Genomic DNA, 21676 nt, shown 5'->3' on the forward strand with positions numbered 1-21676 from the left:
TCTAAAAACTGATCTCCGCTAGTTATCACACAATATCCGTGTATTTACACATTCCCCTCGCTGAACTGTTTTAAATTTTTAGCCTATTCGATGTTATTTAAATATCCATAAAAATAGGCTCTTTGATAAGTGTTAAGCAGCAACACAATCAAAGAGCCTATTTAAAATCAATGAGCTAATTCCACAAATATCTGAGTGCTAGGTTTTTAACTTGCCTAACTGCTCATGTTGCTGCTTCACTAAGTTTGCTAAAACTACACTGCTTTGCTGTGCTTCACCCGCAAGACGCGCAAGTTCAGAAGCCGAATCAGAAATGCCTGTAATATTGCGATTAACCTCTTCAGTCACCGCGCTCTGCTCTTCTGCTGCTGCCGCGATATGGGTCACTTGGCCAGAAATTTCTTCAATCTGACTCACCATAGAGTTCAATGAGTTCAGCGCTTGCTCAGTTTGAGATACGGCCATTTGTGCCCGTTCAGCGCCTTTATCTATGATGCCAGAAGCACTTTGAACTTCTTTTTGCAGTGCATCGATAAGAGTACTAATATCATTCGTCGAGCTTTGAGTCTTAGATGCCAGCGCACGGACTTCGTCAGCCACCACTGCAAAACCCCGTCCTTGTTCACCCGCCCTCGCCGCTTCAATCGCCGCATTTAATGCCAGCAGGTTTGTTTGTGCGGCAATGGAACTGATCACCTCAAGAATACGACTAATATTCATACTGCTGTCTGCGACTTTACTCACGGCCAGCTTAGCTTCCATTGACTCTTTAGACATAGTCGCCACAAAGCCCATCGCCTTAGTCAGACTTTCTTCACTGTGACGAATGTTGCGTGACATAGCTTCTGTTTCTGCAGCGGTTTGCTCAGACGCCTTAGCAACCTCAAGTGCGGTGGCACTCATTTGGTTTACGGCCGTTACCACACTCTCAATTTCACCATATTGACGATTGACACTATCACGCGTGAGCTGGGCAATTTTCGCTGAAGCTTGGCTTTCTTCCTGAGAACGACTCGCGAGGGTTTTAAGTTCGGCAATCAAGTTTTTCAGTTTATAAATAAAGGAGTTGAAACCTTTTGCTAACGCAATCAACTCTGCATGGGAGTCCACTTCTATCGATTGCGTTAAATCGCCATCAGCGCTTGCCAAGTGTTCTACACGGCCTTGGATCATCTTTAAGGGTGAAATAATGCTACGGATCACTAGGCTAATCGTAATCACAGCAGCAATCGACACGACAACACCGACCATGAGCAACAAACTTCCCAAGGAAGTTGCCATTTCATCCATGTCATTATTTAACACAATCGAACTCTTGTACGCCTGCGCAGTCGGCACTTGGATCACTAAGGACCACTCGGCATTCGCTAAAGGAATCTTAATTGGGTAGGCTACAATAATTTCATCATCGTTAACCATGTAACCCGAGTTCTTATGTAACGAGATGATTTGTGAGGCAATAGCTGGATTTATTGACTCAGCTAAAGGGCGTGCCTTTTTACTGTAATGACTTGCTGCAACCACTAAACCTCGGGTACTTAATAAGGTCACTTTTGCTTGCCCATCGTAGAGGCTCTTAGATAACTTATCGATAAGGGTTTGAAAGACTGGTAAGTTTAAATCAACACCGACCACACCGATAAACTGTTTACGCTTAAGCACAGGCACAGTTAGCGAGGTCATTAATGCTTTGTTACCGGGAGTGATTTCGTATAAATACGGCTCCATTAGACAGGGCTTTAAGGTTTCTTTACCGCATAAATACCATTCTGCATCACGGATCCCAAATTCATTTAGGCTAGTAAGGTATTTTTCTGACGAATCTTCAACCTGTTGATGTGCAACAGTGCCATTGTCATCACGGGTATAGTAAACCTCTAGGGCACCTGATGTCGTGACACTGTGGCTGGAATTAATATTCAGAAACTCAGTATCGAGCCCATCATAACCATTAGGTTCAAACTGGGCATACATGGAGGAAACTTGCGCATTTTTCTTAAGCACAGCCGCCACAGTGAGTTCTAAACGATCACGCTTTAAGGGAAGTTCTTCTGCCGTACTCTCCACCATACCGGCAAAAGAGTAAGGAATACGATAGGCTTCGTTAATAAATCCAGCGACCATTTCGCCATATTCACCGGCGCGGGCTTCGAGTTTATCCCGCGTTTCAGTTTGTAGGGTATTTTGAACTTGATCCGATAATTGCGCGTTTTGAGCCGACAGTGTCCACCATAAACTGATAGATAAAATAGCCACTATCGATAAAAATAATGCTGATGTAATCCACAACAACTTAGTACTGATGGACAAATGCTTCATCTAGTAAACTCCCAAGAGAACGACAATAGCGTAATTATTTTGATCTACTTTATTTTTATACTTTCTATACAGCATTAAAAATAGCACTTAGGGTAAGAATTACCAGTACTTAAGATAAAGAGTTGTCAATGAAATGTAAAACTTTTGAATGACTAAATCAAAAAAGGCCAAATTCAAATAAATGAATTCAGCCTTTAATATCAAACACTATTCTTGATTGAGTCTAGGATTAGCGTCCCCACAACCAAGCGGCGCCACGCACCCCAGATGAAGCACCATAATAATTTTTAACAACGGGTGTGTGGCACTCTCGGCCAACCACATAGAGCGGCAAAATTTTTGGTAATTCGGTATAAATAGCATCGATGTTAGACACGCCGCCGCCAAGGACGATAACATCAGGATCCATCATATTGATCACATGGGCCAATGAACGGGCTAAACGGTCAATAAAGCGGTTAAATGCTTGAGTTGCCAGCGGATCTCCCGCTTGCATCATTTGGGCAATTTCAATACCGCTGTCAGCAACACCGCCCGCAGCGCGAAAGTCGCGAACAAAGCCTGTTCCAGATATAAACGTTTCGATACAGTCTCTATTACCACAAAAACACGTCGTGGTATTAAATTCATCGGCTTTCATCCACGGTAAAGGATTATGGCCCCACTCACCACCAATACCATTGCCACCGTCATGTACTTGGCCTTTAATTGCGATACCAGCACCACATCCCGTTCCAATAATGGCACCAAATACAACGGACTTTCCTGCGGCAGCGCCATCTACCGCTTCTGATACGGCAAAACAGTTCGCATCATTAGCAATTTTTACTTTACGATTTAATCGAGTCCCCAGATCCACATCGAGTGGATGACCATTGATCCAAGTTGAATTAGCATTTTTTACTAGACCAGTAAAAGGAGAAACAACCCCAGGAATACCTATTCCGATAGTGGCGGTTTGCTGCAGGCGGTCTTCGACTTCAGTTACCAATGCAACCAAAGCATTGACTGTCGCAACATATTCTCTCGGTGTCGGGATGCGTTTACGAAAGACTTCGTTACCATCGCTATCTAATGCGACTACCTCGATTTTTGTGCCACCAAGATCGATACCAATTCGTAACATTCATATACTCCGTTTAAATATATTTAACGCAAAGCGGTGCATTAACAACCTGATGCATATCTACAACTGTAGAGACGCTGCTAAGTAGAACTTTTCGTTTTAAAGTTATCTACATTAGAATTTCCAAGCGCACTATGCCTGCTGGGCAAACAGCAATCAACCTCAATGTATTTAAATACACCATAGCGCATACCCGCACATGCCATTATCTGCTTATCCGATCGTACTGCGAATGTTCCTTGATTTATCCGCAGCAGAAAAACTTGGATAGAACTGTCTCCGCTTAAATCCACCTTAAAATTGATAAGGTTATTTGTAACAAAGTCTGTTTTTGCCTATGTCTGCCATTGGTTTGAATTGGTTATCGCCTTATACTTTTGAGCTCAAATATTAAAACAACAATGTTGGAAGCAAGCGATATGACTATTGGGACTGCTCCGGTAAGTAAAACACATTCATTTATGACTGTGTCTCTTATCGAATTATGGGAACGCTTTGGTTATTACGGCATGCAAGCGCTGATTGTGTACTTTATGGTGCAGCGCCTTGGCTTTGATGACTCACGTGCAAACTTAGTATGGAGTGCCTGTGCGGCACTTATTTATGTATCACCGGCAATTGGTGGCTGGGTTGGGGATAAAATTCTCGGCACCAAACGCACTATGCTGCTCGGTGCGGGGATCCTCTCTCTGGGTTATGCGCTAATGGCCGTACCTACTGAAAATACGTGGTTTATGTTTTCAGCGCTCGGCGTGATTGTGGTCGGTAACGGCCTATTCAAGCCGAATGCGGGTAACTTAGTTCGTAAGATTTACGAAGGTGACGATTCTAAAATCGACAGTGCTTTTACCATCTATTATATGGCGGTAAACGTAGGTTCGACCTTCTCTATGTTGCTCACGCCTTGGATTAAAGATTACGTTAACGCCCAGTATGGCAACGAATTTGGCTGGCACGCGGCCTTTGCTGTGTGCTGTGTCGGTATATTGGTGGGGTTAGGTAACTATGCACTCATGCGTAAGAGTCTAGTCCATTACGGTTCTGAGCCAGATACTCGCCCAGTGAACAAGAAAAACCTCGCGATTGTATTGGGTCTATCCGCATTGTCGGTTGTCGCTTCAGCCATTATTCTTGAATACGAAGCTGTTGCGCGCGTCTTCGTTTATGCAGCAGGCGTAGCCGTATTGGCAATCTTCTTCCACTTGATCCGCACCAGCGAAACCAGTGAAAGAGCAGGACTGATTGCAGCGCTGATCCTTACCGTGCAAACCGTGTTCTTCTTTATTTTCTATCAACAAATGTCAACGTCACTCGCGCTGTTTGCCCTGCGTAACGTGGATTGGGATTTTCAAGTTTTTGGTACCCACTTGTGGACTTGGTCACCTGCCCAGTTCCAAGCATTAAATCCATTATGGATTATGGTATTAAGTCCAGTACTCGCATGGAGCTATTCGTGGGCTGGACGCAATGATAAAGACTTTTCTATCGCGGCGAAGTTTGCCCTCGGTTTTGCCGTTGTGGCGATAGGCTTCTTTATCTATGGCTTTGCGGGCCAATTTGCCGTCAATGGTAAAACCTCTTCATGGATCATGATCTGGGGCTATGCCTCTTACTCTTTAGGGGAATTGCTGGTGAGTGGTCTTGGACTTGCCATGATTGCTCGCTACGTACCTGCACGCATGGGCGGTTTTATGATGGGTGCCTATTTCGTCGCATCAGGTATTTCACAGTATCTGGGCGGTGTAGTTGCTAACTTCGCCAGTGTACCCAAGGATTTAGTCGACCCACTGCAAACCTTACCCGTATACACAAGTCTGTTTAATAAACTAGGTATAGCCGCTGTGGTCTGTACCTTTATCGCACTTGCGGTATTACCTCTGATGCGTCGCCTGACTGAGACTCACCATTCACATAACAATGCTGCTGATGATGATATTAGTGAAAGTGCTGCGGCATCGCTACGGGATGTGAAAGCCGAGCAGTAATGCTCGACTGACAATAGCGATTTTTCTATTGCATAACATTAACTGCCGATAGCCCTGCTATCGGTAGTTTTTTTATCACTTCATTCAACATCGTTTATACCCTTATATTGCTACTCATAACCAAATGAGCTTTAGCGAAAGTCATGCAATCCTACTGTGACTGGCTTAGCGCTGAGTTGCTGAGAATAAGAACTTCAGTTCCACATTATCGGCCCTCACACGCGGATGACTTCAGCCCCTCAATTTGTTACAAAGCAAGTATGAACTCGGACGCACTCGATTTAATAGCGCTGCTCAAGTGCAAACTCAAATTGACATAACTAATGAAATAACTAAGGGTAAAGAGTTAGCCGTTCAAGCTTGAGAAGCACGGAACTTAGCCCCATATCAATATCAATGAATACCTTTATTCATCAAGACTGAGCCGTTAACGCTTTTTCTTAGCAATGAGCCTAGCAATGCAACAAACAATACGCTAACACAGTTAGCACCTCTTGTTGTCGCTAGCAAAAACGGCAGTCACTTGGAGACACTATGTCACAGCAGACATCAATATTGGCCGATATTCCCTTCTCGCTATTGGAACTCGCGCCCATGCGCCAAGGCTCAAGCGTGGGTGAAACACTGCACAGCAGTTTGCAGTATGCCAAGGAAGCCGACAGACTCGGCTTTAATCGTTTTTGGTTTGCCGAACACCATAATATGCCCGGTATCGCTAGCGCGGCGACCTCGGTATTAATTGGCTATATTGCTGGCAATACTCAGCGTATTCGCGTCGGCGCGGGTGGGATTATGCTGCCAAACCATGCGCCTTTAGTGGTCGCCGAACAGTTCGGTACCCTTGAAAGCTTATATCCTGGTCGAATCGATTTAGGACTGGGCCGCGCGCCCGGCAGCGATCAAATTACCAGCCGAGCACTGAACCGTGATACCAGTCGCGCCGAACAATTCCCCGAAGAAGTCAGTGAATTACAAACCTTACTCGGCCCTTACAATGGTCGCCATGCGGTGCGAGCGATTCCCGGAGAAGGCACTAATGTGCCGATTTGGTTATTGGGATCGAGTCTCTTTAGCGCACAGTTAGCGGCGCAGCGCGGTTTACCCTATGTGTTTGCGGGCCACTTTGCACCACGCTTTCTCTACGATGCGATTGAAATCTATCGCCGCGACTTTAAACCTTCTCAAGTGCTTGATAAACCCTATGTGATGCTTGGCTTACCGTTAGTTGCCGCCGATACAGATGAAGAGGCGCAATATTTGGGCACGACCTCAAAACAACGCGTGCTGGCACTTATCCGTGGTCACGAGTTATGGCTAAAGCCACCGGTTGACACTATGGATGGCTTATGGAGTGCGCAAGAAGAAACCTATGTCGATAATTTCTTAGGTTTATCAGTTACTGGTGGCCCAGCGACGATTAAGCATCGTTTGGAAATGATCGTAAAAGAACTCGGCGTGAATGAGTTTATCTTTACCAACGACTTGTATGATCTTGATAAACGCAAAAAAGCGCTGCAGATCCTAATGGAGATTAAAAAATAGCGATTCATTTAACTGATGAGTGCTGAAAGTCACTGGCAGTAAAAACAGCCAATTCCAAAACAATCGCCCCAATAAAAATCCCGCCGACGCGGGATTTTTATTGGGCAAAACTGTCATCTAAAACCGTTTTTATATCAAAGCGATATTAGCTTTTCAGTACGGCATTAAAGCTGGCGTTAAGAATACCAAGGCCTGCATCAATTTGTGCATCCGGCGCCGTTAATGGCACCAAAATGCGCAGCACATTACCGTAGGTACCGCAGGATAATAAAATTAATCCTCGGTCACGGGCATCGCTCAACACTTGCGCGCAATAGTGCGGCGCAGGTTTACCTTCTTCCATCAATTCAATGGCGATCATAGCGCCTAAACCACGCACATCGGCGATTTGCGCATGTTCGACCTGCATTACATTCAGGGCAGACTTAATGCGCTCACCAATGGCATTAGCCCTTTCTAGCAACTTTTCTTCTTCAAACACTTCAATGACGGCAAGCGCAGCGGCGCACGCTAACGGATTACCACCATAAGTACCGCCAAGACCACCGGGACCCACTGCATCCATGACTTGGGCGCGGCCTGTAATACCTGAGAGTGGAAAACCACCCGCAATAGATTTGGCAAAGGTAGTGATATCTGCAGCAACACCCATTTGCTCCATAGCGAAGAAAGTGCCAGTACGGCCCGCGCCTGTTTGCACTTCATCGGCGATCAGCATAATGCCTTCACGGTCGCATAGTGCGCGTAAACGTTGCATAAAGGCGGGCGATGCGGCGTAAAAACCGCCCTCGCCCTGCACTGGCTCTAAAATAATGGCGGCGATATCACTCGGCTCGGCATCATTTTTAAAAATACGTTCAATCGAGGCCATAGCATCATCATCGGACACGCCATGCATTTCGCACGGGAACTCAGCGCGGAACACATTCGCCGACATTAACCCCATACCTTTACTATAAGGCGCGACTTTTCCGGTCAATGCCAAAGCCGCAATAGTACGACCATGGTAGCCAGACGTAAACGCAATCACGCCAGCACGTTTGGTATAGGCACGCGCCACTTTAACTGCGTTTTCAACTGCTTCTGAGCCACTAGTGAATAATGCCGTCTTCTTGGCAAAATCCCCAGGAACCAGTTGATTGAGCTTTTCACATACTTGGATATAGCTCTCGTAGCCGAGCACCATAAAACAGGTATGGGAAAAATTATCCAGCTGAGCCGCAACCGCCGCCTTCACTTTAGGATGAAGGTGGCCCGTATTGAGCACGGCAATGCCGCCCGCAAAATCGATAAACTCGCGACCTTCAACATCCCACACAGTCGCATTTTCGGCGCGGGCGGTAAAAATAGGGTGAATTTGCCCGACACCACCCGCAACTGCGGCTTGGCGACGTGCCATCAATGAATCATTGGTTGTTGTCATTTAGTGTTCCTCACACGCCAAATCGGACCGTATTAAACGGACATGCAGATGTACTTCATTTCTAAATATTCTTCGATGCCGAACTTAGAACCTTCGCGGCCAAGCCCTGAAGATTTCATCCCGCCAAAGGGGGCGACTTCCGTCGAAATCAAGCCAGTGTTGACCCCAACCATGCCGTACTCCAAGGCTTCGGCAACTTTCCACACCAGTGAAATATCGCGGCCATAGAAATAGGCGGCGAGGCCAAATTCAGTATCATTAGCTTGTTTGATCACATCGTCGACATCGCTGAATTTAAACAGCGGCGCGAGCGGACCAAAGGTTTCTTCGCGGGCAACAAGCATGCTTTTATCAACGTTAGTGAGTACGGTTGGCTCGAAGAAATTACCGCCAAGATCATGAACTTTGCCGCCTGCGAGCACAGAGGCGCCTTTGGCGATGGCATCGATAAGGTGACTCTGCACTTTTTCGACTGCGGCGGCATTGATCAACGGACCAGTAGTGATGCCCTCGTTGATGCCCTCTCCGACCTTAAGCTTGCCAACAGCAGTGCTAAGTTTTAAGGCAAACTCGTCGTATACACCGTCTTGCACATAAATGCGGTTAGCGCAGACGCAGGTTTGGCCGGCATTACGATATTTAGCTATCATGGCGCCTTCGACAGCGGCATCGATATTGGCATCGTTAAATACGATAAATGGTGCATTGCCGCCAAGTTCTAGCGACAGTTTTTTTAAGGTAGGCGCACATTGCGCCATTAATTTAATACCGATATTGGTTGAGCCAGTGAAAGACAGCTTACGCACTATCGGGTTGCTGCACATTTCATTACCAATCTGCACCGCATCACCCGTTAACACACTAAATACGCCCGCAGGAATACCGGCACGCTTAGCGAGTTCAGCCATCGCTAATGCGGTAAAGGGGGTTTGGTGCGCAGGTTTTACCACCATAGTGCAACCCGCAGCTAACGCTGGAGCGGCTTTGCGGGTGATCATAGCAGCAGGAAAGTTCCACGGCGTAATCGCGGCGGTTACACCGACAGGCTGCTTAATTACTATCAAGCGCTTATCTACTTGATGCCCAGGAATGGTATCGCCATAAATACGTTTCGCTTCTTCGGCAAACCACTCGATAAACGAAGCGGCATAGGTTACTTCACCTTTCGCTTCTGCCAGCGGTTTACCCTGCTCAGTCGTCATGAGCAATGCTAAGTCATCACTGTTTTCATTGAGTAATTCAAACCAACGCCTTAACTTAGCGCCGCGCTCTTTGGCTGTGAGCGCTCGCCATGCAGGTAAAGCCGCTTCTGCCGCCTTAATCGCCATTTCAGTTTCAACTTGTCCCATATTAGGAACGTAGCCAATCACGGCATTGGTTGCGGGATTAACCACCTTTAGCGTGTCACCAGAAACGGCATCACACCATTGACCATTAATAAAAGACTGTTGACGTAGCAAACTCGGATCATTTAATTGCACAAGGATTTCCTCGTATTATGAAGCTACCTAGCTTCTTAAAAGTGATGATGTTAAAGACCTAGTTTGTCTCTTAACGTGTAATACCAAGCTCCGATAGCACTAAAAGGGACGCGAAGTGCGTGACCGCCGGGGAAAGGATAATGTGGCAATGCAGCAAAGGCATCGAAGCGCGTGGCTTGGCCGTTGAGCATTTCAGCCAGTAACTTGCCTGCCAGATGGGTATAAGTGACACCGTGGCCACTGCAACCCTGTGAATAATAGATGTTCTTACCGATACGACCGACCTGTGGCAGGCGCGACAGCGTCAGTAGAAAGTTGCCTGTCCACGCATAATCGATCTTCACATCTTTTAATTGCGGGAAGGTTTTGAGCATGTTCGGAATAATGATCGATTTGATATCCGCCGGATCGCGGGCACCATACACTACGCCGCCGCCGTAAATCATCCGCTTGTCGCCAGACAGACGGAAATAATCGAGCAGATAGTTACAGTCTTCGACGCAGTAATCCTGCGGTAATAAGCTCGCAGCCAGATCGGCACTCAAAGGCTCTGTGGTAATCACTTGCGTGCCGCAGGGCATAGATTTCGCCTGCAACTCAGGCATTAACTTACCTAAATAAGCGTTACCCGCAACGACCACAAACTTGGCTTTGACACTGCCCTGCGCCGTATGCACAACTGGACTATCGCCTTCATCGACACTCAACACCGCTGAGTCTTCAAAAATTTTACCGCCGAGGGATTCAACCGCGCGCGCTTCGCCTAGGGCTAAATTAAGCGGGTGAATATGACCACCGCTTTTATCGAGTAGACCACCGACATAACGCTCAGTATTTACCACACCGCGAATACCTTTAGCATCGAGAAGTTCGAGCTGATTAACATGGCCGTGGCTTTCCCACAGTTGTTTTTGATGGCGTAGATGGCCCATTTGCTTTTCGTTAATCGCGGCAAACACGCCGCCATCTTTTAGATCGCATTGAATATTATACTTAGCAATACGATCACGGATGATTTGCCCGCCCTCAAAGGCCATTTGGCCAAAGAGTTTACCTTGTTCTTTACCGACTGTTTTTTCAATAGTATCAATGTCACGGCTATAACTATTAACGATTTGTCCGCCATTACGGCCCGAGGCGCCCCAGCCAATGCGAGCGGCTTCTAACACCACCACACTCATGCCAGATTCTAATAAATGCAGCGCGGCAGAAAGGCCTGTATAACCTGCGCCAATCACACAAACATCGGCTTCAATCGATTCCTGTAGACGCGGACGTTCAACCTTATCGTTGGCCGATGCCGCATAATATGATCCAGCGTGAGCTATGGCAGACATGTTGTTCCCTTGAATTCTAATGTTCATTATTTTAAACAGCCATCACATCCTACACCTTCATAAAACGAAACACTAGCCAGAAAAGCGCAATAATTTACATTTTGTTTGATATATCAAACACGAGATTATTTTTAGCTCAGTGATTCAATTCTGGTGATCTTGAGTAACAGGACTAGCCTGCAAAGCAAAGCGGGTGATGGGAGCGGTGACAAATATCAAGGATGGCTTTGCCAATACCAAAGCCATCCCAAAATTAAGCTAACTAGTTCATTGGTGTACGATCGCGTTTCTCTGCCCGTCTTGCCATATACCAAGAAAGGAAAGCGATGAGTGAAACACACAGTATGATCAGCGTCGCTAAGGCATTGATCTTAGGAGAAACCCCTAAACGTACCGAAGAGAACACCACCATAGGCAAGGTCGTTGCACCAGGGCCTGAGGCAAAGCTTGCGATCACTAAATCGTCTAAGGACAAACTGAATGACAACAACCAACCCGCCACCAGCGCCGGCGAAATCATAGGCACAGTGATCAAGAAGAAAGTCTTGAGCGGTGTTGCCCCTAAGTCCATTGCCGCCTCTTCGATTGACATATCAAGCTCGCGCAATCTTGAAGACACCACCACAGCCACATAGGCAGCACAAAATGTTGAGTGTGCAATCCACACTGTCATCATGCCACGCTCTCTGGGCCAGCCCAACAAATCTGCCATGTGCACAAACAGTAAAAGCAAAGACAGACCAGTGATCACTTCAGGCATTACCAGCGGTGCAGTAATCATGTTCGACAGGGTCAGTTTTGCCCATGAACGCTTAAAACGTGTCATCACAAAGGCTGCCATAGTGCCGATAATGACCGCCATGGTTGAGCTATAAAACGCTATCCGCAGGCTGGTCCATACGGCATCTAAAATCTGTTGATCTTGAAATAATTCACCATACCATTTAGGGGAAAACCCTCCCCATACCGTCACTAATTTAGAGTCGTTAAAGGAATAAATCACCAGCACTAACATAGGTGCATACAAGAAAAACAAGCCAAACCAGAGCATTACTGAAGAAAAGCTTAATTTTTTCATAGGTCTTTCTCCAAACTACGCGCCTGATAGCGATGGAATAAAGTGATCGGAATAATCAATAAGCCCAACATCACAATCGCCAGTGACGAAGCCACAGGCCAGTCGCGGTTATTGAAAAACTCTTGCCATAACACTCGACCTATCATCAAGGAATCGGGACCACCGAGTAGCTCAGGGATCACAAACTCACCCACGGCAGGAATAAACACCAACATAGAACCAGCAATCACACCACTTTTTGACAGCGGGAAGGTGATTTTCCAGAAGGTATTCAAACGGCTTGAACCCAAGTCAGACGCAGCTTCAATCAAACTCATATCAAGTTTCACTAAGGTGGCGTACAAGGGCAGAATCATAAAGGGTAAATACGCATAGATAATGCCGATATACACGGCAATATTGGTATTGAGGATCTGTAACGGCTCAGAAATAATCCCCAACCACATCAGTGAATTGTTGATGATCCCTGTGTTACTTAAGATCCCCATCCAAGCGTAAACACGGATTAAAAATGAGGTCCAAGAAGGCAACATAACTAACAGCAGCAGCACGGTTTGCAACCGCGCAGGGGCACGGGCAATGGCATAGGCCATTGGGTAGCCAATAATCAAGCAGCCCAAGGTCGAAATTAACGCCATTTTCAATGAGCTGAGATAAGCCATGTAATATAGCGAATCATCGAGCAACATCAAATAGTTACCCAAATGCAGGAAGATATTTAATACATCGTCAGCATATTGGAATGTTGCTTCATAGGGCGGGATAGCAATCGCTGCCGTCGAAAAACTCAGTTTAAGGACAATCGCAAACGGTAAGGCAAAAAACAGCAGCAGCCAAGCGTAGGGAATACCTATGGTCCAGAAGCGGCCCTTAAGCCACTTTAATTTAATAGGTTTCTTCATGATCTCAACACCACACCACTGGTGTCCTCCCAACTAATGAACACTTCGTCATCCCATGTGGCATGATCGGCGCGGCGTTCACGGTTAGTCATACTGCACTGTACGATTTGACCATTCTCTAAACGAATGTAGTAGACTGAAATACCGCCTAAATAAGCGATATCATGCACGATTCCTTTCGCCCAGTTGTACTGACCTTCGGGCTGTTCACGGCTAATAATGGTCTTTTCGGGACGCACTGCTAGCCAAACATTCTTATCTTCAACGTTAGTCGTGACGCCATAACCGACATAGAAAGGTTGGGCCAAATCATTGGACTTGATGATCAGATGGTCGACCTCATCCACTTCAATCGCGCCACCAAACAAATTCACAGTACCGATAAACTCAGCAATCATGCGGCTGTTCGGGCTTTCGTAAATATCCATTGGCGAGCCAGTTTGAGCAATCCAGCCATCACTCATGATCGAAATTCGACCTGCCATTGTCATGGCTTCTTCCTGATCGTGGGTCACCATCACGCAGGTCACGCCGACACGCTCAAGGATTTCAACCACTTCTAGCTGCATTTGGGTACGCAGTTTTTTATCCAATGCGCCCATAGGCTCATCGAGCAGTAATAATTTAGGTCTTTTCGCCAATGAACGGGCCAGTGCAACACGCTGGCGCTGACCACCGGATAACTGATGCGGTTTACGCTTACCGTATTGCTCCATATGCACGAGTTTCAGCATATCTTGCACACGCTGTTCAATTTCGGCTTTAGGCAGCTTGTCTTGCTTCAAACCAAATGCAATGTTTTGTGCCACTGTCATGTGGGGAAACAAAGCATAGGATTGAAACATCATATTGATGGGACGTTCGTATGGCGGTAAATCGGTGATATCTTGCCCATCAAGGAAAATACGGCCAGAGGTGGGCTTTTCAAAACCCGCCAACATGCGCAGTAGTGTTGACTTACCCGAGCCTGAGCCGCCAAGTAAGGCAAAAATTTCACCTTTATTGATAGTTAATGACACATCGTCGACAGCCCGCACGTCATCGAATAATTTGCTTACCCGCTCAATCTTGAGCAGTACTTTTTCTTGCGTCTTTGTTGTCGGTTTATTGGTGACGCTCGAGGTGATTGCCATAGTACTTCTCCACCCGAAAATGAGGCGTAGATACGCTCAAACTCTAGGTTCAACACGATTAATGAATGAAAAGTGGTTAAACAAACTGTGTCAAATCCTATACGTGGATTAACTATGCATAGGATTGGACATAGAAGTTTGCAAAGCTGGGGGCAAGCTAGGCTTGCCCCCTATCGACTATTGTCCTGACTTCACTTTGGTCCAAACACGAGTTAATACGCGCTGAATTTTCAAAGGACGAATTTCACCGATATAAAGTTTGTCTAACACTTCTTGTGGTGGATAGATCGCAGGATCGGTACGGATAGCCTCATCAACCAGAGGTTGAGCGGGATCGTTCGGGTTAGCATAGGCCACATAGTTAGAGATAGGCGCTATGACTTCTGGACGTAGAAAATAGTTAATCAGCGTGAGTGCATTATCAACGTTCGTTGAATCAGCTGGGATAGCTAACATATCGAACCACAGATTGGCACCTTCTTTTGGAATGGAGTAGCCAATCTTATTGCCATTTTTTGCTTCTTCAGCACGGGCCTTCGCCTGGAATACGTCACCGGAGAAACCGTAAGCGACACAGATGTCACCGTTCGCTAAGTCAGAAATATAACGTGAAGAATGGAAATACGTCACATAAGGACGAATTTTTTCCAGTAACTCACCCGCTTTTTCATAATCTTCAGCCTTAGTGCTGTTAGGATCTAAGCCTAAATAAATCATCGCCTGTGGCACCATGTCGTCGGCAGAGTCCAACATAGCAAAGCCACACTTAGAAATTTTTTCAGCGTATTTAGGATTGAAGATCAGTTCCATTGAGTTAAATGGCGCATCTTCCCCCACAGCGGCTTTCACTTTATCTATGTTGTAACCAATGCCATTGGTTCCCCATAAATAAGGCACGGCATATTGGTTACCCGGATCGGCTTTTTCAAGCAACTTCATCAGGGCTGGATTTAAATTTTTAAAGTTAGGTAACTTAGCGCGGTCTAAAGGTTTGAAAGCACCCGCTTTGATTTGCTTAGCGAGAAAGTGGTTAGAAGGTACAACGATATCGTAGCCACTACGACCAGACAGTAATTTAGCCTCAAGCACTTCGTTACTATCAAATACATCGTAAATTACCCTAATGCTCGTTTCTTTCTTGAAGTTTTCTAAGGTATCTTCCGCGATATAATCTGACCAGTTATACACGCGAACGACTTCTTCAGCTTGGGCCACTGCGCTCGCAAATACGCTCGCAGTCGCCAGCGCTAATGTGGTCATCTTATTAAATAGCTTCATGCTTTCTCCTTTCTCGGGTAGCAGAACTGCTTAAGCAAATTCTGACATTGTGTCACCGGGCTGCCCGGATATTGTTGTTATTTTCGACCAATGCTACACCTTAAAAACCGCATCGGCAGTCTCTACGGCATGATAACCATGCCTACTTTATATCTTGCTGCAATTTGTTAAGTATCAGGTTTCGTGCCAAATTTTCGAGGCATCGGCATTGCATTAACACTCAAAAAAATAGACTAGATATGACACTGCTTGTACATTTTGCAACATTAAGGTAAATGCCTCAAGTCCCTAAGCAATCGCAAAAAACACTTAGATAAACACATTTTAAATATGACTAACAATTAGTTAGTAACGCTAATCAGCGAACAACCTAAAATTGTTAAGCCTATTTTACTTCCCTTGCAGACAAGCAATGGAATTGAATAATCACTTTAACGGACAAGCCATTAAAAACCATCATATTATTTAACAAGCGAGTTGCACCAGTTAAGTGCAACCTCACTAAAACAGTGCACGCATCAGTATCGTTATGGCCAACGTTAACCCCTTATTCCTTGGGTTAACGCGGCAACACGGTCAGTGCAATCAATCCAAAACATTACACAGTGAGTAATAGGAATTCACGTTCCCATGAGCTGACAACACGGCGGAAGTTTTCAAGTTCAGCCTGTTTTACCGCAACAAATCCAGTGGTGAAGGATTCGCCTAAATATTGCTTACAGGCATCACTTTCTTCCATCGCCGCTAATGCTTCCTCTAATGTCAGCGGTAAACAATGGGTATTATTGCTACGACTTTCATTGGCTTTACCTTGCACAGGAGTCGAAGGTTTTAGCGACTCAACCATGCCGATATAGCCACACAACAAGCTCGCGGCAATCGCCAAATAACAGTTAGCGTCGGCGCCGGGAATGCGGTTCTCAATGCGACGGTTTTGTGGTGAAGATTCTGGAATGCGTAAACCACAGGTACGGTTTTCATCGCCCCATTCTAAGTTTACAGGTGCCGAAGTGCCCGGGAGGAAACGACGAAACGAGTTCGCATTTGGCGCCATCAGTGGCAGCAACTCAGGAATGAATTTTTGTAGACCTGCAATATATCCCAAGAATAGCTTGCTCTTAGTCCCATCTTCATTGGTGAAAATATTCTTGCCCGTCTCTTTATTGATCACGCTTTGATGGATATGCATCGCACTGCCAGGTTCATCCGTCACGGGTTTTGCCATAAAAGTGGCGCACACATCGTGCTTCAGCGCTGCTTCCCGTAAAGTGCGTTTGAAGATAAACACTTGATCAGCTAAAGATAATGCGTTGCCATGGCTGAAGTTAATCTCCATCTGTGCGGGACCATCTTCATGGATTAAAGTATCGATATCTAAACCTTGAAGCTCACACCAATCGTACATGTCTTCAAACATAGGATCGTATTCGTTTGCAGCATCAATAGAGAATGACTGGCGACCCGCTTCGGGGCGGCCTGAACGACCAATTGGAGGCTTTAGGGGTAAATCGTGGTCGTCACTACGACGAGTCAAATAGAACTCCATTTCGGGAGCGATAACAGGTTCCCAGCCTTGTTCGTCATAGAGAGACAAGACTTTTTTCAATACGTTACGTGGTGACAGCTCAATCGGATTACCCATTCTGTCGTAGCAATCGTGGATAACCTGTGCCGTGGCTTCGATGGTCCAAGGCAACATAAAGACGGCATTTTCATCGGGTACACAAACAAAATCGATGTCGGCGGGATCGAGCAAACTGTAATAAATCTCTTCGTCGACAAAATCACCGGTCACAGTTTGCAACAACACACTTTCGGGCAAACGCATGCCTTTTTCATCGAGAAACTTATCGACTGGAGCAATCTTGCCGCGGGCGATGCCAGTCATATCACTGATAACACATTCGACTTCTGTGATTTTTCGTTCTTTTAAAAAAGCGATTAGCTTATTCATTATTATTTCACTCGAGTTGTAGCCCTACGTCGGCATGCATCACCGAAGGCATTGAAAATGGAGAGGTAAAACGGATTCTCGCTCACCTTCCACTCTGGATGCCATTGCACACCGAGGGCAAATTCTTTAGTACCAATTACGGAGAAAGCCTCCACTAACCCATCTGGAGCATAAGCTTCTGGCCGCAACCCAACACCCAGGCGCTCCACGCCTTGAGTATGTACAGAGTTAATCTCTGCAGAGTTACGGCCCCAGGCCTCGTAAATAAGCCCCCCGGGCTCAACAGTAATACTGTGAGAAGCCCCATACTGCACATCTAAGGATGCGGTTTTATCTTCTCGATGTTCAATAAAGCCACCCACCTCATGGAGCTTCTGATGCAAACTGCCACCAAAAGCCACATTCATTTCTTGAAAACCGCGACAAATACCTAATACAGGTACCCCAGCAGCAATAGCAGCGTGGATCAGCGGCAAAGTTGTCGCGTCACGTTTAGGATCATGGTGTGTACCAAGCTCACTCGGCTGGCCTGCATAAAGATGGGGTTCTACATTAGAAGGAGAGCCAGTAAACAAAATACCGTCAAGACGCTCTAAAATAGCGTCTATCGGTAAATCGCCACCTAAAGATGGGATCACTAACGGCCAGCCTTTCGCGCCATTAACTACGCCTAAAAGGTATTTTTCACCAACAATATTAAAGGGGTGTGATCCCAATTGTTGATTGCATGCAATAACACCTATGAGGGGTAAATCGGCTGACATATCTCACCTTTAGAATTGATTTTACTAGCATAACGAACACTTTGCCTTTAAATGTTCATTTTTTCACACAGTACACCGAAATTTAGCACTAGGCAAGAGGTTAAACACTTGTTAAAGGTTATTTAATCCACTTATTCTTAATAAGCATAAATAACATGTAGTTAAATGTATATTTTTCCCATTTCACGCTAATTCATGTATATAAACCAGCGGTTACACCAGCATAAAGCTCACTTTTTACAGGGTAAATTAAACCGTATTCGAACCAAATTTGAACCAATATTATTTACACAAAGAAGAGGATACATAACCAATATGACAGGGTTAGAAAGCAGGTAATACCAATCGTATTAAATATCTGTTCATTCAGCGAGAGTTCAACGCGCTTTAGACAAGGCGAAGGCTTAAGGCATAGTGGTGCTCTGTCGAAAGCCTTAAACGCAGTATAAAGTGCGTTGAAACCCGCCCTTCGGGAGCCTCACAGGCATCCCACTCCCGTGTTGCATTGACTTAAAAGGGAATGACCATTTCTGCGTCAATGCACCTTGGATTGAAATGCCTGTGAGGCTCTGAACTGATTAGATATTTAATGTGATTGGTATAAATACGCAGGAATGTTGAATAACAGTATTACGCCACTCACTTTTAGCTAATAAGTGGCCTAATATGTTGAATAATAGGGTAAGTTAATGACTTAATTAGAAGTTTGCAGGCGTAGTCGCACTCACAAGGCGACAAGGTTCATCGAAGGGATTGCGGAATCTATGGGGTAATTCACTGTTAAAATAATAACTGTCACCCGCTTCCAAAATATACACTTCATCCCCAACAGTGAGTTCGAATTTACCTTCTATCACCATAGCGGCCTCTTCACCTTCGTGCTTTAGCATCTCTTCACCCGTATCTGAACCGGGTGGGTAAATCTCATTCATCACTGACATTGCACGGTTCGGGTAATCACGGCCAATCAGTTTAAATTCAAGTGGCCCAGTACCGATATTCAGTAATTCATTGGATCGATAGACGACCTTTTGCTCACTATCCGTTGAGGCTTCAATGGAGAAAAAGTCCACTAAAGACATCGGGATACCCGACAGCACTTTTTTTAAAGAGCTGACTGACGGGCTAACACTGTTTTTCTCGATCATTGAAATCGTACTGTTAGTCACACCAGCACGTTTGGCTAATTCTCGTTGAGATAAGCCTTTCATTTTTCGAACAGTTTTGAGGCTGGCTCCAATATCCAAATTTCACATCCCCCTAAAGGCTCGGGTCAATCCCGATAGATGACGAACAGGTTGTTCAGGATAAACACCATCCAGAACACATTTTCGCCCAAAAAGCGCGTGTTTTACTGCTTTCATTGTATTCTACATAAAAAGCGTGTTAAATAAAACGAACACTTTTTTGCGTCATGTTAAAAGTGTGATGAGTATACTGAGACAAGTCCAATTTACAATAAAAACAATTTTGGGGAGCCATAATGGCAAGCAAACCTCCAGTGCACAGTGAACAGTATCCACACTCTTATTATGTTGATACTGCTAAAGAAATTTACGCTTACCCACAACTCGAAGGCAATATCAATGCCGATGTCTGTATCGTGGGCGGCGGCTTTAGCGGTATCAATACCGCCATAGAACTCGCGCAGCGCGGTATGAGTGTCGTGCTGTTAGAAGCGAGGCGAATTGGCTGGGGCGCATCGGGGCGTAATGGCGGCGAACTCATTCGCGGCATAGGCCATGACCCTGCACAATTTCAAAGTGAAATCGGCATTGAAGGTGTTCAAGCAATTCAACAGATGGGCTTTGAAGCCGTCGAGATAGTGCGAAATCGCATACAAGAACACAGTATCGACTGCGATCTGCAAATGGGTTACTGCGACTTAGCGGTTAAACCTCGTCACATGGATGAGCTTGAAGAAGAATTTAGCGCACTCAAAGCCATAGGTTATCAGCAAGAAATCAAGCTGTTAACTAAGGCGCAATTAGGTGAAGTCATAGGCTCAGACTTTTATCAAGGCGCGCTAGTTGATATGGGTAGCGGTCATCTACACCCACTTAATCTTGCCCTCGGTGAAGCTCGCGTCGCCCGCAATCTCGGCGCTAGGTTGTTTGAGTACAGCGCTGCTGAAAAAATCATTCAAGGCGCCAAACCTAAGGTCATTACCGCTAAGGGCGAAGTCACATGCCAATACTTAGTGCTGGCGGGCAATGCCTATATTGGCCACAAACTTAATAGCTTTGTAGGGGGGAAAGTATTACCTGCAGGCAGTTATTTATTGGCAACAGAGCCCTTAACTGAGGCCCAATGCGCGAGTATTATCCCGCAAAACATGGCCTTCGCAGATATGCGAATTGCCCTAGATTACTTTCACTTATCGGCAGATCGTCGTTTGCTATTTGGCGGCCTTTGTACCTATTCGGGTAAAGATCCCAAGGATATTGAAGCGGCACTGAGACCGAATCTTGAGAAGGTGTTCCCGCAGTTAAAAGGCGTGCGTATCGATTATGAATGGGGTGGCATGATAGGTATCGGTGCTAACCGTATGCCACAAATTGGTCGCCTTCCCGATGCAAATAATATTTTTTACGCCCAAGCCTATGCGGGACACGGCGTGAATGCCACTCACATGGCGGCAAAACTGCTTGCCGAGGCCATTTGCCAACAGGCGGGACATTTCGATGTGTTTGCTAAAATCAAACACATCACCTTCCCCGGCGGCCCGACGTTCCGCTCACCTATGCTCGCTGCAGGCATGCTGTATCACAGATTTAAGGACTTGTTTTAAGTCGCTTGTTACGCCTTGCCCACAGGATAAAAGGGATAGACCCAAGATAATGCACGACTAAAGCCACCAAGACGCCAAAGCCAATACCACTAGAAGTTAAAGGTATCCCTGGCTTAAAGTTACTGATGGTTTTCTCAAGATAATCAAAGCGAACAGGGTTAAACATATAGGCAGTTTTCTCAAACAAATTGCCCGTATTAAAGATCGCCACGCCCTGTGTTAACGCTTTATAAAGCGCCAGTGTCTGTACCTTTTGCTCAGCGTCGGCACGCACACTTGGCTCCTCATTTTGCTGGTGGCTGGCAATCATGGCATCAACATCGGCGTAATGATATTCCTTAGCCGTTGCCTCGTAACCTTCTACCTGCCATCGAGTCGATTCATAAAGGCCTGATAAAAATTGCTGATAATGATCAGCCAGTTGTGGTAACTGTAAGGCAATCACTAAAATAAATCCAAATACCAACTTATCGATCAATCTCGCTATCAAAGGTTTCTCCTTGGCATTTCGCCAAACGACGTAAAAGTCACATGATGTTCAACAAAACCACGCTAACTTAATT

The 21676-nt window shown here is 45.7% G+C and carries 16 protein-coding genes; 3 read left to right on the forward strand and 13 right to left on the reverse strand.

The window, feature by feature from the left end; all coding sequences use genetic code 11:
• Positions 1 to 198: 198 nt before the first annotated feature.
• Complete coding sequence (locus CKQ84_RS01910) at positions 199 to 2319, reverse strand: methyl-accepting chemotaxis protein (RefSeq protein WP_105249900.1); 2121 nt, start codon at positions 2317 to 2319, stop codon at positions 199 to 201.
• Positions 2320 to 2548: 229 nt separating this feature from the next.
• Positions 2549 to 3445, reverse strand: coding sequence for a fructokinase (gene mak / locus CKQ84_RS01915; protein WP_105249901.1), 897 nt, complete (start codon positions 3443 to 3445; stop codon positions 2549 to 2551).
• A 419-nt stretch (positions 3446 to 3864) separates the two neighbouring features.
• On the opposite strand from mak, the gene CKQ84_RS01920 reads away from it, so the two are divergent.
• Together CKQ84_RS01920 and CKQ84_RS01925 are read left to right on the forward strand one after the other, a co-directional pair.
• Complete coding sequence (locus CKQ84_RS01920; protein ID WP_105249902.1) at positions 3865 to 5430, forward strand: peptide MFS transporter; 1566 nt, start codon at positions 3865 to 3867, stop codon at positions 5428 to 5430.
• Positions 5431 to 5964: 534 nt separating this feature from the next.
• Positions 5965 to 6972 carry an LLM class flavin-dependent oxidoreductase gene (locus CKQ84_RS01925; protein ID WP_028760875.1) on the forward strand — a complete coding sequence of 336 codons (1008 nt, stop codon included), beginning with the start codon at positions 5965 to 5967 and terminating at the stop codon, positions 6970 to 6972.
• 145 nt (positions 6973 to 7117) lie between these two features.
• Here the strand turns inward: CKQ84_RS01925 and gabT are convergent, their stop codons facing one another.
• The 10 genes from gabT to CKQ84_RS01975 form a co-directional block, all read right to left on the reverse strand.
• Positions 7118 to 8395 carry a 4-aminobutyrate--2-oxoglutarate transaminase gene (gene gabT, locus CKQ84_RS01930; RefSeq protein WP_028760876.1) on the reverse strand — a complete coding sequence of 426 codons (1278 nt, stop codon included), beginning with the start codon at positions 8393 to 8395 and terminating at the stop codon, positions 7118 to 7120.
• 32 nt (positions 8396 to 8427) lie between these two features.
• The gene (gabD, locus tag CKQ84_RS01935) at positions 8428 to 9876 is read right to left on the reverse strand and encodes an NADP-dependent succinate-semialdehyde dehydrogenase (RefSeq protein ID WP_105249903.1); all 1449 of its coding nucleotides are present in this window, start codon (positions 9874 to 9876) and stop codon (positions 8428 to 8430) included.
• Positions 9877 to 9926: 50 nt separating this feature from the next.
• Positions 9927 to 11213 (reverse strand): FAD-binding oxidoreductase, encoded by a 1287-nt coding sequence (locus CKQ84_RS01940; RefSeq protein WP_105249904.1) that lies wholly within the window; start codon positions 11211 to 11213, stop codon positions 9927 to 9929.
• A 262-nt stretch (positions 11214 to 11475) separates the two neighbouring features.
• On the reverse strand, positions 11476 to 12291 hold the full coding sequence (locus tag CKQ84_RS01945) for an ABC transporter permease subunit (protein ID WP_105249905.1): 816 nt from the start codon (positions 12289 to 12291) through the stop codon (positions 11476 to 11478).
• Positions 12288 to 13193, reverse strand: a complete 906-nt coding sequence (locus tag CKQ84_RS01950) for an ABC transporter permease subunit (protein ID WP_028760880.1) — start codon at positions 13191 to 13193, stop codon at positions 12288 to 12290. The genes CKQ84_RS01945 and CKQ84_RS01950 overlap by 4 nt, the downstream gene beginning before the upstream one ends.
• The gene (gene potA / locus CKQ84_RS01955) at positions 13190 to 14326 is read right to left on the reverse strand and encodes a polyamine ABC transporter ATP-binding protein (protein ID WP_105249906.1); all 1137 of its coding nucleotides are present in this window, start codon (positions 14324 to 14326) and stop codon (positions 13190 to 13192) included. The genes CKQ84_RS01950 and potA overlap by 4 nt, the downstream gene beginning before the upstream one ends.
• 177 nt (positions 14327 to 14503) lie before the next feature.
• On the reverse strand, positions 14504 to 15604 hold the full coding sequence (locus tag CKQ84_RS01960; protein ID WP_105249907.1) for a polyamine ABC transporter substrate-binding protein: 1101 nt from the start codon (positions 15602 to 15604) through the stop codon (positions 14504 to 14506).
• Between the two features lie 598 nt (positions 15605 to 16202).
• Positions 16203 to 17558 (reverse strand): glutamine synthetase family protein, encoded by a 1356-nt coding sequence (locus CKQ84_RS01965; protein WP_105249908.1) that lies wholly within the window; start codon positions 17556 to 17558, stop codon positions 16203 to 16205.
• A 2-nt stretch (positions 17559 to 17560) separates the two neighbouring features.
• Positions 17561 to 18322 carry a gamma-glutamyl-gamma-aminobutyrate hydrolase family protein gene (locus CKQ84_RS01970; RefSeq protein WP_105249909.1) on the reverse strand — a complete coding sequence of 254 codons (762 nt, stop codon included), beginning with the start codon at positions 18320 to 18322 and terminating at the stop codon, positions 17561 to 17563.
• A 698-nt stretch (positions 18323 to 19020) separates the two neighbouring features.
• A complete protein-coding gene (locus tag CKQ84_RS01975) occupies positions 19021 to 19569 on the reverse strand; it encodes a cupin domain-containing protein (RefSeq protein ID WP_028760885.1) in 549 nt (182 codons plus the stop codon).
• A gap of 236 nt (positions 19570 to 19805) precedes the next feature.
• Here CKQ84_RS01975 and CKQ84_RS01980 point away from each other — a divergent pair, with 236 nt between their 5' ends.
• Positions 19806 to 21113, forward strand: a complete 1308-nt coding sequence (locus CKQ84_RS01980) for an FAD-binding oxidoreductase (protein ID WP_105249910.1) — start codon at positions 19806 to 19808, stop codon at positions 21111 to 21113.
• Here CKQ84_RS01980 and CKQ84_RS01985 read toward each other — a convergent pair.
• Positions 21097 to 21603 carry a DUF2937 family protein gene (locus CKQ84_RS01985; protein WP_105249911.1) on the reverse strand — a complete coding sequence of 169 codons (507 nt, stop codon included), beginning with the start codon at positions 21601 to 21603 and terminating at the stop codon, positions 21097 to 21099. The two genes, CKQ84_RS01980 and CKQ84_RS01985, sit on opposite strands and share 17 nt — an antisense overlap.
• Between the last annotated feature and the right edge of the window lie 73 nt (positions 21604 to 21676).

Origin of the sequence: Shewanella sp. WE21 (assembly GCF_002966515.1) — a bacterium.
GTDB classification, from domain to species: Bacteria; Pseudomonadota; Gammaproteobacteria; order Enterobacterales; family Shewanellaceae; genus Shewanella; species Shewanella oncorhynchi.